The sequence below is a fragment of the Pseudomonas sp. KH_021 genome (assembly GCF_057838865.1).
Genome location: NZ_CM174477.1, coordinates 2188219 through 2200372, shown reverse-complemented (window position 1 = coordinate 2200372; position 12154 = coordinate 2188219). Strand labels below are relative to the sequence as shown.

General features: G+C 52.7%; 12 protein-coding genes. All 12 read right to left on the bottom strand.

Annotated features, from left to right (window positions below; translation table 11 throughout):
- Positions 1-14 precede the first annotated feature (14 nt).
- On the bottom strand, positions 15-722 hold the full coding sequence (locus tag AC3IX4_RS10360) for an HAD family hydrolase (protein WP_489260439.1): 708 nt from the start codon (positions 720-722) through the stop codon (positions 15-17).
- A complete protein-coding gene (locus AC3IX4_RS10355; protein WP_489260438.1) occupies positions 719-1747 on the bottom strand; it encodes an ABC transporter ATP-binding protein in 1029 nt (342 codons plus the stop codon). Before AC3IX4_RS10355 ends, AC3IX4_RS10360 begins: the two co-directional genes overlap by 4 nt.
- A 9-nt stretch (positions 1748-1756) precedes the next feature.
- Entirely contained in the window at positions 1757-2527 is a 771-nt protein-coding gene (locus AC3IX4_RS10350; protein ID WP_489260437.1) for an ABC transporter permease, read from the bottom strand.
- The gene (locus AC3IX4_RS10345; protein WP_489260436.1) at positions 2517-3404 is read right to left on the bottom strand and encodes an ABC transporter permease; all 888 of its coding nucleotides are present in this window, start codon (positions 3402-3404) and stop codon (positions 2517-2519) included. The genes AC3IX4_RS10350 and AC3IX4_RS10345 overlap by 11 nt, the downstream gene beginning before the upstream one ends.
- Before the next feature lie 215 nt (positions 3405-3619).
- Positions 3620-4597: an IS5 family transposase gene (locus AC3IX4_RS10340; RefSeq protein WP_489256167.1), complete on the bottom strand. Its 978-nt coding sequence runs from the start codon at positions 4595-4597 to the stop codon at positions 3620-3622.
- Between the two features lie 201 nt (positions 4598-4798).
- Positions 4799-5758, bottom strand: a complete 960-nt coding sequence (locus AC3IX4_RS10335) for a SphA family protein (protein WP_489260435.1) — start codon at positions 5756-5758, stop codon at positions 4799-4801.
- Between the two features lie 130 nt (positions 5759-5888).
- Positions 5889-7145, bottom strand: coding sequence for a cytochrome P450 (locus AC3IX4_RS10330; protein ID WP_489260434.1), 1257 nt, complete (start codon positions 7143-7145; stop codon positions 5889-5891).
- Positions 7146-7185: 40 nt separating this feature from the next.
- Positions 7186-8352 (bottom strand): serine hydrolase domain-containing protein, encoded by a 1167-nt coding sequence (locus AC3IX4_RS10325; RefSeq protein ID WP_489260433.1) that lies wholly within the window; start codon positions 8350-8352, stop codon positions 7186-7188.
- A 26-nt stretch (positions 8353-8378) separates the two neighbouring features.
- Positions 8379-9185: an SDR family NAD(P)-dependent oxidoreductase gene (locus AC3IX4_RS10320; protein WP_489260432.1), complete on the bottom strand. Its 807-nt coding sequence runs from the start codon at positions 9183-9185 to the stop codon at positions 8379-8381.
- A 132-nt stretch (positions 9186-9317) separates the two neighbouring features.
- Positions 9318-10265 (bottom strand): PDR/VanB family oxidoreductase, encoded by a 948-nt coding sequence (locus tag AC3IX4_RS10315; RefSeq protein WP_489260431.1) that lies wholly within the window; start codon positions 10263-10265, stop codon positions 9318-9320.
- Positions 10266-10340: 75 nt separating this feature from the next.
- Complete coding sequence (locus AC3IX4_RS10310) at positions 10341-11378, bottom strand: Rieske 2Fe-2S domain-containing protein (RefSeq protein WP_489260430.1); 1038 nt, start codon at positions 11376-11378, stop codon at positions 10341-10343.
- 157 nt (positions 11379-11535) lie between these two features.
- Positions 11536-12153, bottom strand: coding sequence for a TetR/AcrR family transcriptional regulator (locus tag AC3IX4_RS10305; RefSeq protein WP_489260429.1), 618 nt, complete (start codon positions 12151-12153; stop codon positions 11536-11538).
- Position 12154: the final 1 nt, after the last annotated feature.

The following is a 12154-nucleotide window of genomic DNA, read 5'->3' as shown; positions in this document are numbered from 1 at the left end:
GAAGCGCGACTGGATTAACGGCATGTCGCCCCCTGGGTCTGCCCCGTAACGCTGTACTCAGGTTGCTCTAACTGCCAGTCATACTGTCGCCATTGATACTGGTCGGACACCTGTTTCAGCGCTGGCGCGGGGTTGACAACACACGCATGCTGAACCGCATGCAATAGCGGCAAATCATTCACCGAGTCACTGTAGCCATAGCTGCCTTGCAAGTTGTTGCCATTGCACTGCAGCCACGCCTGCAAACGCTCTACCTTGCCTTCCCGAAAACTGAGTACCCCTTTAGTCGCGCCGGTAAAACTGCCTGCTACCTGTTCAAGCTCGATGGCGATCACCTCGTCCACGCCCAACATGGCCGCGACACGGCGGACGATAAAGTCAGCCGTCGCAGAGATGATCAATAGCTTGTTGCCCTGTTGGCGATGCCACTCAATTTGCCTACGCCCGGCTGGATATAGGCGGGTGGCAATGATGCTGGAGACAAACTCATCAGCCCATCGCTCCACTTCGCTGACGGCCACCCCAGACAACGGTTGGAGCGTAAAGTCCATGTACTGCGCCATGGACAGTTCGCCCAGATGATAGGCTTGCATCATCGCCTGCTCGGTGACCAGCATGTCGGCTGCTGCCACACCGCGTTGCACCAGATAGCGCAGCCAGAGACTGGAGCTATCGCAATCGATCAGGGTCTCATCCATGTCAAAAATAGCCAAAACCGTCATGCGACCTCCTGCAGTTCTTCACGATTGAACAACAGATCGAGCTGCGCGCCTGCCGGTAGCAAGGATTCTGAACTGCGATTGAGCATATCGACCATCAACGAGCAGCCTTGCGCATCGACGTGGTAACGAATGACGTTGCCGAGCAGTTGATGGTGACGGACCGTGGCGCGGCACGGTGCCCCCAGATGTGGACCATAGCTGCGGCCGGCTTGCGCCACATGGATCGCTTCCGGCCGGATTGCCAGTTGTCCTTGTATGCGCAGGCCAAGTAGTTGTTCCGCCTGACGGGCATCCAGCAGGTTGTAACTGCCCATGAAGCGCGCTACAAAACCATTGGCGGGACGGGTGTAGATTGTCTCGGCACTCCCTTCCTGCACGATGCGACCGCCATCCATGACAATGATGCGGTCGGACAACATCAGCGCTTCCTCCTGATCGTGGGTCACGAAGATAGTCGTCAGTTTCAGCTGAGACTGAATCCGTCTGATCTCCTCCTGCAGGTTCTTGCGGATGCGCGCATCCAGTGCCGACAGCGGTTCATCCAGCAACAGGATACGTGGCCGCACCACCAATGCCCGCGCCAGGGCGACACGCTGACGCTGGCCGCCAGAGAGCTGACTCACGAATTTGTTCTCGTGCCCCTGCAATTCAACCAGGCGCACCGCTTCGGTTACCCGTTGGAAGGTTTCATCGACAGAGACGCCCTGCATTTTCAGGCCGAAGGCAATATTGCCCATGACTGTCAGATTCGGAAACAGCGCATAACTCTGGAATACCATGCCGATGCCACGTTTTTGCGGAGCACAGTGGGTAATGTTATTTCCCGCCACTTGGATCTGGCCACTATCGACTTCAGTTAAACCGGCGATGCAGCGCAACAAGGTCGACTTGCCACAGCCACTGGGGCCGAGCAGGGTCACCAGTTCACCTTCTTTGATATTGAAATTAATGTCGTCAAACACGCGGGTTTTGCCCGAGCCTTTTCCGAAGTACTTCGACACGTTGGAGACTTCAAGATAATTCATTGCACCGTCCTATCGACTCAAGCGGGTGGCCATCCAGGTCACGCCCAGCGTAAATATGAAATAACTCATCACCACGGCACTCATGAAATGGCCACTGGTGGAGCGCACAGAATAGAGATAGACGTTCAAGGTTTCGTAACGGCTGCCCACCAATATGTTGGCGAACACAAACTCGCCCAGCAGGAAAGAGAACGAGAGAAACAACGCCGCCATCAGGCCCTTGCGGATGTTCGGCAAGATCACCCGCAAAAAAGCGGCGGGAGTACTTGCCCCTAGCAGATGCGCCGCATCCATCAGATCACGCACGTTCAGCCCTTGCAGACCACTGGCGAGTGCCCGGTACATGAACGGCAAGACAATAGTGAAATAGCACCCGATCAATACCCACGGCGTACCAATCAGTGGTAACGGGCCGTCTGCATAAATCTGTAACAAACCCACAGACGAGACCACTGGCGGCACCGCGAACTGGATCAAGATCAGGATGTTCATCCAACGATCCAAGTGCGGAAAATAATAAAACACGACAAATGCAGCCGGTACGATGACCACTGTGCTGAAGACCAATGTGCCCAGTGCAATCAACAGTGAGTGGCTAAATGCGCTCAAGAAACGCGGCTCTTGCCACAACTTGAGGTACCAGTCGAACGTCAGTCCGTCGGGTAATATGGTTGCACCCCAGTGCTGGGAAAATGAATAAACCAGGGTGGCCAGAACAGGGACACTGAGTAGGGCCATCAAGCCATACAGCACGAACGTGTGATAACGGTTAGTGTGCATGGTAGCTTCTCTTCATCAGGAACTGGTTGACCATCGCCACGAACACCAGCATCGCCACCAGAAGCACGGACAGTGCTGCCGCCAGATTCGGTTCCAGAGAAATGTCCCCAGCGACCAGGCTGGAAATACGGATGGTGACCAGGTTGTAGTTGGAGGTCATCAGTGCATACGCACTGGCATACGCCCCCATGGCATTAGCCAACAACAATATGAACGTGCCGAGTACAGCCGGCATCAGTACTGGCAATGCAACCAGGCGCCAGTAACTGGCACGACTGGCACCCAGCAAAGAGGCAGCCTCTTGCCAATCGTCTTGCAGTGCATCAAAGGCTGGGTAGAGCAACAGCACCGCTAGCGGTATCTGGAAATAGCTGTAAATCAGCGTCAGTCCAGTCTGCGTGTATAAATTGAAGTCAGCCAGCAAACCCCATCGCCGCAAGAGCAAGGTCACGGCGCCATTGGTTCCCATCACGATAATGAAGGCGAATGCCAATGACACCCCACTTAGATTGCTGGCCATATTGGTGAATGCCACCGTCATGTCGCGGAGCACGCAATCCACCCGTTTCAACGAGGCGGCGGCCACCAGCGCGATGGCTAATCCAATCAGGCTGGAGCAAACGGAAACCCAGAGGCTGTTGCCAAAGGCCTGTCGGTAAAACGGGGAATGCAGGATTTCACTGAAATTCGCCAGCGACCATGCGCCATCAACCTGCACGCTGTTGATCAGCAGCCAGGCTGTCGGTGCCAGTGAAAACAGCGCCAATACACATAACAAAGGCAGCAGGACCAGCGCCGCCCGCCAGTGGCGAAAGCGTGTGGAGCGCCGGGTGTCGATAGTCACTGACATTGCCAGTGGGTTCGATGCAGAAGTCATACAACTAGCCATTCCGTGTTACATGATTTTTGATAAGTGAGCGCGAGGCACGGCCGCAGCAAAACCTTAGGGAGACGCTGAACAAATCACCGATTCATACCGAGCCCCATTTTCAAACCGGTTTTTTCGCCCTACCGGTCTTATTCCACGTTTCTGGGGCCGATTTCAGGCCCCATTTTGCTAATTAGCGGGCCAACCCCGCCTTTCAGACGGATTTATCCCGCCATGCGCTGGAAATACCGCTTGGCCAGCATCAGATTGGCCAACCCGAACAGACTAAACAACTGCGCGGTGTTCTTTTCCAGCCCGCGGTAACGCACCTTGCGATGATTGAAGCGCACTTTGATCACTTGGAACGGATGCTCTACCTTGGCACGCAGTTGCGCCTTGGCGTATTCGATCTTGCGCTTGGCCCTGTACAGCACGCTGTCTTTGCCGTGATGCTGGTAGCTGCTTGGCCGTGCTGCAATCGACCAGATAACGTCCCGTTCAGCATGCTCCGCTCGCTTGTCCGCACCGGTGTATCCAGCATCTCCCGAGACATAGGTTTCGGCACCGTGTAGCAGCTTGTCGACCTGGGTGACATCGGCCACGTTGGCCGCCGTCCCCACCAGGCTGTGCACCAGCCCCGACGTGGCGTCGACGCCAACGTGGGCCTTCATCCCGAAGTGCCACTGATTGCCTTTTTTGGCCTGATGCATCTCAGGGTCGCGCTTGCCTTCTCGGTTCTTGACCGAGGGCGGTGCGGCGATCAGGGTGGCATCGACAATGGTGCCTTCCTTGAGCAACAGACCACGATTGGCCAGATGCTGGTTGATCGTTTCAAACAGCACCCGTGTCAGCTGATGGGTTTCCAGCAAACGGCGAAAACGCAGCAAGGTAGTGGCGTCCGGTGCCGACTCTCGGCCCAGATCGATGCCCATAAAGCCACGAATGGCCTGGCTGTCGTAGACAGCATCTTCGGTACCTTCATCGGAGAAACCGAAACACTGCTGCACGACATACATGCGCAGCATGCGCGACAACCCAATCGCGGGGCGCCCGCGCCTGCCTGTGGTGTCGCCGTAGAACGGCGCCACCTGCGCCTCCAACTGCGCCCAGGGCACCAACTGCTCGATATCAGTCAGGAAACGATCACGGCGCGTTCGCTTTTTCTTGCCGGCGTATTCGAGTTCGGAGAAGGTCTTCTGCATGTCGGGTAACGAGGCTCACGAAGAGGATGGTTGGCTGAAGGTGTGTAGTGTGCCAAGGGTTGGGGGCGGTTGGTTATTTATGCAGCGTCTCCTTAATCATTAACCCATGAGCACCCTTGCTTGACTGATAACTAAAAACCGAGTCGAAAGATCTGTAATCTACCGTGTGAATCTAGACATGACTTACCCATTGATAGCTTCCTAAAACTTGGTTGCCAAACGCAGAGTTAGGCCACTCACACCTGTGGTACTTTCTCCCCATGTTGAAGCGAGGAATTTGGCCATCAGGTTGTATGGCTTTCCGTCGACAGTGAAGTCATAAGCCAACAACGGGCCAACATTGAATAATGCGGCACGACTGCCTCCATTTTCAACTTGGGCGCCATTCAGCGCGTCATCATTTAGTTGCTTATATGTGGTGCCGGTTATGCCATATTGCCAAGGGCCACTTCGTTGAGTGCCTGCAAAGTCCAAGCTCACAACATAACCAGAATGGTAATCAGTATCACGATTCTCAGTATAATAGTTGAAGAACAGCCTTGCGCTCAGCTCAGTAGCTTCCCCCAGCCCCTTGGGAAATATGCTAGACATGGTATGTGTAATGCCCACGTTTGGCGAAATGGTGTAAAAATTAGACCCTACGTTTAGCGATCGATCCTTCTTGTAATTGCCGGTAGGAATATTTAAGCCAAGCCCGACCCAATATGCTGTTCCAAAGGGTATAGGGCTATTGGGAGAAAACTGTTTCGAAGGATTAAACTTGCTCCAGGCAAAGACGTCAGAGTAAATGTCCTGCATGCCTGATGCACAAGATACCGATGAGATACCGAAACAGGTGCGCAGGGCCCCTAGATAGAGAGTTGAGGCTATAGTCCCTGACAGAAAGGGCTGATCGTATACATGTAACAAACCCGTGCCGGCAAAATACACATGCCCATCGGCAGACATTGAGTCTCCGTTGGAGGTGTACCACTTATCTATGTTCATCCCACCCGCGACCGCTGCCACGTAGTTTCCCGGCGGAGGCAGTAATGCCGATCTGATATCAGTCCCCCCAATTGGTCCTGCAGGGGATATAGATTCCGCAGCATTTGCATTGAATGGAAGAGTTATTAACGCTGCTGCCACAATAATATTACATGCACGCTCGATACCCTTCATACGTTACTCCAGCTATTATTTTTGTCGGTATACTTATTCTTAAATCGGTACAGGGCGTCAGACTCCATGTGCATAGTTTTGGAATCCGGCGCCTACTGGACCAATCTATTCAAGTGTTACAGCTTGACCACTAAGGTTTCCATTGAACTTGGATGGAACGGCGAATGGGTAGCAAGGCCAGAGGCAGGAAATCAAGAGCCTGGTCTGGGGTGACACGAAGTGACTTCAGTCGCTCGAAGGCGACACGCAAGCCAATAGTCCCCTGGAGACGACCTAGGGGAGCGCCTAGGCAAGTATGGCGTCCTTTGGTGAATGCATAGTGGCTCTGCTCATCGAGCACTTCGCGATGGATATTGAAAGACATTGGGTCGGCCACGCCGGAGGGGTCAGTGTTGGCGCTGACCAACGCGAGCCAAACGAAGTCCCCTTTTTTGATTTCTACCCCTGCCACCTCGGTGTCCCTAGTGGCGACGCGTGAAGAAAACGGAGCTGAAGGTCGCCGCCGAACCGTCTCTTCAAACACTTTCGGCCACAGGTCTGGATCATTCAATGCGTCCTCCAGTTGTTCAGGATGCTGAGACAGAAATACAATGCCGTTGGCCATCGCTTGGGCAGTTGTGTCTGTGCCCGCAGCAGCAAACTCGGTCAAGTGCATCGCGATTCGCTCTTCAGAAAGCGAATACGATCCATCCGGCTCTCGTGCGCTAGCCATTATGGCAATGATGTCGCTCTCCTTACTCTCTCGACGATCCTTTACCAGCTTGCGCAGATAAATCTGTGCCGCTGCATACCGATGCCAGAGGGTTGAGAATTCCGGTTCCGGGATAGGTTCGCGACCACTAGCCAGAACGCGGAAATGATCGTCCCGCAGTTGACGGATGAAACCTTCATCTTCTGGTGGGAGCGCCAGAAGGGCCATGAGCGTTTGAGTAGTCAACTCAAGGCAATAGCTTTCCATGAACTCTGCGGCGCCTGCAGGTGCCAGCTTGTCGAGAATCCTGTTGGCGCGCGCCTCGATTTCAGGCGCAAGTTTGGCAATATTGGGTTTGAGAAAGCCCTTCTGAGCTACCTTTCGGGCACCTGTATGCTTAGGTGGATCCATGCCGATCATGATCTCGCTCATCAGCTCGGGGCTGACAATAGAGGAGTAGTCTGCTGGGATCTCAATGAATGCACCGTTGGACTTGCATGACCACAGCTCCCAATCCATCAGGGCGGCATCAACATCCGCGCGGCGGGTAATGATCCATGCACCAATGGGCTCATACCAGAATACCGGGGTATTTTCCCTGGTGTTCTGGAACACTGCTGCAGGATCATTCAGATAGAAATTGCTGAACAGGTCGAACTCTGCCGGGGCGGAGTGATTAAAAGGGCAACGACTCATAGTGGTGTTCCTGCCTTGCTAGGAAATCTGGTGTGAGGGATCAAATGGCTGCGGCGATCGCCAGTGTTGAAAGCCGCTGAAATCTCAGAAGGTTCTCACTTTCTTCCATAACCCCTGCGCTAAGGCAGACGAACGTGACGTCTCGTGCAGGATCCACCCAGAAAAGTGTCGAGCCAGCCCCATAATTCCCGAAGGTGCGGGGACTGGTAGCAGGCCCGAAGTACGACGGATAAAGACCTGACCCCGAGAGCGCAAAACCAAGGCCGAAGTTTGCAGGAGGCACCTGCCAGCCTCTTCCTTCCGCTAGCGCTTTATACAGGTCGCTAGGCTGGTCGCCAGTCTGGTTGGTCGTTGCGACATCCATCATCGCGGAGCTGATGATGGAGCCTTCAACTCCTTTCGCTGCGCAGCGCAGCATTTCAGCAAACCGGAATACATCTTTCGCGGTTGATACCGCTCCAACCCAGGGCATCTCGGATTGGCTGTTGATGATCTCGTTCATTACCTCGATATCTGCTACTGAAAGCCATCCACCATCAGGGAACTTCGCTTTAATCGGAACGTAACGTTCACTCCACGCATCAGGTGCGCCCAAAGCGCTGCTGGACATTCCCAAAGCGTCGAAGAGGTGTATCTGAAGAAGATCTTTGAATCTGTCAACGCCATAAGCGCGCCGTACCATTTCGGCCATTAATACGTGGTTCAACGTGGGCGAATAATTGAGCGTGACTCCCGGTTCACCGGTCACATCCAGTTGACAAATCGCATCAACCACAGCATTCATATCGCCTAGTTGGTCATAGGGGAGCGGGCAAGGTGTTGGAACCAGGCCAGCACGATGAGTCAGCAAATGCCCAAGGCTTATCTTATCTTTGCGTCCGCTTCTGAAGCGATCTCGACCATAAAATTCTGGAATCAGATCAACGACTTTAGTGGTTAGCGACAACATTCCTCTATCGATGGCCTGCAGCACCATGACATTGGTAAACGCTTTGGTAAGCGAAAAAACCCGATAAATATCATCTGGTGAGGCCGGTCGCTTGTTTTCTTTGTCAGCCCAACCGATTGAGGCTTCATAACCAACCTGCCCGTGGCGTGCCACGATGATATTAACGCCGTCATACAGATTGGCGTCGATGTCTTTTTTGATGGCATCATCCAAACGTTTAAGCGCTGCAGAATCAAAAAACTTATTATTATTTGACATATGGAAATTCCTATCGAAAAGTTGGATTACATATAAATACCGCCGGACGGGCAGAGTGTTTGCCCCGTGTAATACGCTCCATCTTCACTGGCGAGAAACAACAGCGTCTGAGCGATCTCGGAGGGTTGTGCTGCTCTTGGGATAGGCTGCATCGCGATAATCTTTTCCATGATTTCTGGAGGTTGTGCGCTTAGCAGAGGGGTATCGACGGCCCCTGGAGCTACGGCATTGACTCGAATGTTGTAGGGAGCCAACTCGCCGGCAGCTGAGCGCGTCATGCCAAGGACGGCGGCCTTGGACGCCGGGTAATAAAGTGGCATGGGAACGCCGACCAGGGCTGCCACGCTCGAAATGTTCACCACAGCCCCACCACCGGCTTTTTTCATGAGTGGCGCTGCTGCTCTCAAGCAATAAAAAGTACCGGCAAGGTTGACAGCCAGGACTTTAGCGAATTCTTCATCAGTCGTATCTTCAAGAAACGCGGGAAGAAATCGCTCACCTCGACCTGCCGCTTCAAACGCACGAATATTGGCATTTACCAATTTGTCATTAGCCTCCTTTGTCGGCGCATTAATTCCAGCAGCGTTGATCAAAATGTCTAATGCCCCATGTTTTTCATTTACTTCTGAAAACACAGCATTAACTCGCTGACTATCACTGACATCCAGCTCTACACATTCGATTTGCGGACTTTGGAATCTGTCAGTTAATTTCTTGATGGACAGATCAGCGGCTATGACCGTAGCCCCTTGTGCAACAAACAGGTCGACGGTAGCAGCGCCGATACCAGACGCAGCGCCCGTAACAAAGGCGATTTTTCCTTCAAGCTTCATATAAACCTCTATAGCTATTGTATTAAGGCACAGCCGCCCACAATTGTTTTGCAGACAGACACTCATCGGACAAATAGTTTAAACCCTTAACTCTTCAAGCGACCCATGGTGTTCTTTGCGTCTTTGAACAGATCAAATATCCAGTACCAGACTTTTCCCATGGGCTCTGGAACAGCAAGTCAACATCTGATCATTGGCACTTCTTTCGCTCGCCGAAAGGTAAAGATCACGATGATCAGGGGTGCCTTCCAGCACTCTCACCAGACAAGTACCGCACACGCCCTGCTCGCAGGAATAAGGAATCTCGATGTCGTTTGCCATCAACACCTGCAAGATACTGCGCTCAGCAGGTACATTTAAAACTTGTTGCGTGCTGGCAATCGTGATTTCAAAAGGCTGATTGAGTTCGGCATCACCGGCCTCATTCGCAAAATATTCGCGATGCAGCTGGTTTTCTGCCCACCCTTCCTTGCGTGCGGTATCCAGGACGTAGTTCATGAAGCCGGTGGGCCCGCAAACGAAAAGGTGTTCAGCAGAACTGTGGTCGGTCAACAGAGACGCAAGGTCTGGCTTAGTGCCAGGATCGGAGTCGAAATAAATATTGACACGATTGGCGAAAGAGCAGTCTTTGAGTGTTTCGGCAAATGCAGCATGTTCCCAAGAGCGACTATAATAGTGTAATTCGAATTCAGCACCTGTCTGAGCCAGTCGCTCGGCCATGCATAGAATGGGGGTAATACCAATACCACCCGCGAACAACAGAGTCTTTTCAGATTCATGACTCAAAGGGAACAAGTTTCGTGGCTGGCTGATATTCAGTACTTGACCAATCTGCAATTGGTGCATCGCTGCGGAACCACCGCGCCCCTCAGATGCCAACAAAACAGCAATTTTGTAGCTATGGTCCACTTGGGCGTTATTATATAAGGAATATTGCCGAATCAATCCATTCGGAAGATGAACATCAATATGCGAGCCTGCGCTAAAAGGCGGCAACGCATCGCCAGTTGCTGAAACCAGTTCAAAACTATAAATATTTTGTGCTTCGCACTTTCGATCGGCAACCTTGACACTTATCACGGCCAGATCTCCTAAGATTTTGTGGTACTCGTCTAAGAGCAGTAGACAAATACGAATACGATTTGACGAAGTACTTTAGTTACTTGGAGCTATTTCTTTGACGAGAAGCCGGTCAATCACCCGCCGTGATTGAACGCCACCGGAGTCAATATTTAGCTTCAAAAGAGCACGGTCAGGATAAAGCAAAAGATTTTTCTGCTGCTGCTCGAGCATATCGAGATCCTCCGCGAAAATTTTCCCTTGGCCATCACGGATGATATCTGTCAGCTCTTGATCACCTGGCTTGAAGTTACGTGCCATGCCCCAGAAGTACCAGATAGAAGTCTCAGTTTCCGGAGTGATGAAATCAACAACGATGGACGAGGCTTTGTGTTCAGGTAAGGCGAGCACACCGCCTTTTCCCTCAAGCGCAACGCCGACTTCGATAAGAACATGACTTGGCGGAGTGAATCGGCAGATCTGCCAACGATCAACCATGGAATTTTCATCCAGATCATTACCCCGTAACGCCATCTTCCAGAACGGCGGCGCGATGATGCCTTGCATGTGGCGCTCGGTCACAACCTCATCGCCATTCACGGACGTCTTGCAAGGTACTTCATCGATTTCCTTCTGGCCGATGCTGGAGGCGTGAACGTAAGTCTCATGGGTCAAATCCATGAGGTTATCGATCATGAGTCGATAGTCGCAGGCAATATGATAGAGACCACCACCGTAGGCCCATTCAGGATTTTGCGCCCATTCAAGATGATGGATCTCGTCGGGATTCGCCAATGACTGATCGCCCGGCCAAACCCAGATAAAGCCATATCGTTCAACCGCAGCGAACTTCTGGATGCAAGGGAAACCACCGACCCGCTGCCCTGGCATGGAAGCGGTGTGACCGTCGCAACCCATGGCGAGGCCGTGATAACCGCATACGAGATTGCCGTTCTCGACATAACCGAGAGAGAGGGGGGCTCCCCGATGAGGGCAGAAGTCTTCCAAAGCGCATACGAGGTTGTCAGCGCCACGGAAGAACACCATCTTTTTCCCGCAGATTTGCCTACCTAGCGGTTTTTTTGCCAGCTCATCAGGGGTACAGGCGACGTACCACGCGTTCCTTTGGAACATGATCAATCCTCTGGTTGGAGTTGTTTAGGGATTGAATTCATGGTCTGCCAAGGCAATTCGATTGTCAACAGACTAGTGACTAGACATGTGTCTATTTTAAGGAAAATTTCCCCTCGTCGATAATCGGTAGCAGATCTCATGGGTTTATCAGGAAAAATCAGCCGCGGATGCGAGAGAGGACTGCCCACCACTGTGTCGCAAGGACGCGACAAAAAGATTTGGCGTCGAGCAGACCGCCGACAACGGTGAAAAACATCACCCTTTCGAATTGGATCATGAGCGCCAGGACGGCCAGGTGGTTATCCTTCAAACACTCCGCGCTGGAGGTGGGGCACAGCTGACGAGTGACCAAGGCTGCGGCTTCAGTGATGCTATCCATCCAGCGTTGGGCAACTTTCGGCTCAGAAGCGACGGCTTGCTCCATGGCCTGATAGTGAAGTTCTTCACTCTTCCAACGCTCAATGGTTCCGATCAACCAGTTGCAAATGTCTTCTTCCGTCTCGCAGCACTGCGCCGCCAGGAAGATGTAGCGCTGGAACAGCTCCGGCTGGTTCCGGTCGATGACATCAAGAATGATCTCAGCCTTTGTAGCGAAATGCAGGTAGAAAGTTGCTCTGCTAGCGCCTGCAGCGGAAGCAATCTCCGTGGCTGACGTCGCCTGATAGCCTTTAACTGAGAACGCCTGGAAGGCTGCCTCCACTATCCGATCCCTGGTCATCTTTGCCTGTGCTTCTCGGATAGGAGAAACAATCTTGGCATCTTTACGATCTTTCAAC

Bases quoted from the DNA above. Each gene is read 5' to 3' on its own strand.
- AC3IX4_RS10360 (WP_489260439.1), bottom strand. From the start codon at position 722: ATGACGGTTTTGGCTATTTTTGACATGGATGAGACCCTGATCGATTGC.
- AC3IX4_RS10355 (WP_489260438.1), bottom strand. From the start codon at position 1,747: ATGAATTATCTTGAAGTCTCCAACGTGTCGAAGTACTTCGGAAAAGGC.
- AC3IX4_RS10350 (WP_489260437.1), bottom strand. From the start codon at position 2,527: ATGCACACTAACCGTTATCACACGTTCGTGCTGTATGGCTTGATGGCC.
- AC3IX4_RS10345 (WP_489260436.1), bottom strand. From the start codon at position 3,404: ATGACTTCTGCATCGAACCCACTGGCAATGTCAGTGACTATCGACACC.
- AC3IX4_RS10340 (WP_489256167.1), bottom strand. From the start codon at position 4,597: ATGCAGAAGACCTTCTCCGAACTCGAATACGCCGGCAAGAAAAAGCGA.
- AC3IX4_RS10335 (WP_489260435.1), bottom strand. From the start codon at position 5,758: ATGAAGGGTATCGAGCGTGCATGTAATATTATTGTGGCAGCAGCGTTA.
- AC3IX4_RS10330 (WP_489260434.1), bottom strand. From the start codon at position 7,145: ATGAGTCGTTGCCCTTTTAATCACTCCGCCCCGGCAGAGTTCGACCTG.
- AC3IX4_RS10325 (WP_489260433.1), bottom strand. From the start codon at position 8,352: ATGTCAAATAATAATAAGTTTTTTGATTCTGCAGCGCTTAAACGTTTG.
- AC3IX4_RS10320 (WP_489260432.1), bottom strand. From the start codon at position 9,185: ATGAAGCTTGAAGGAAAAATCGCCTTTGTTACGGGCGCTGCGTCTGGT.
- AC3IX4_RS10310 (WP_489260430.1), bottom strand. From the start codon at position 11,378: ATGTTCCAAAGGAACGCGTGGTACGTCGCCTGTACCCCTGATGAGCTG.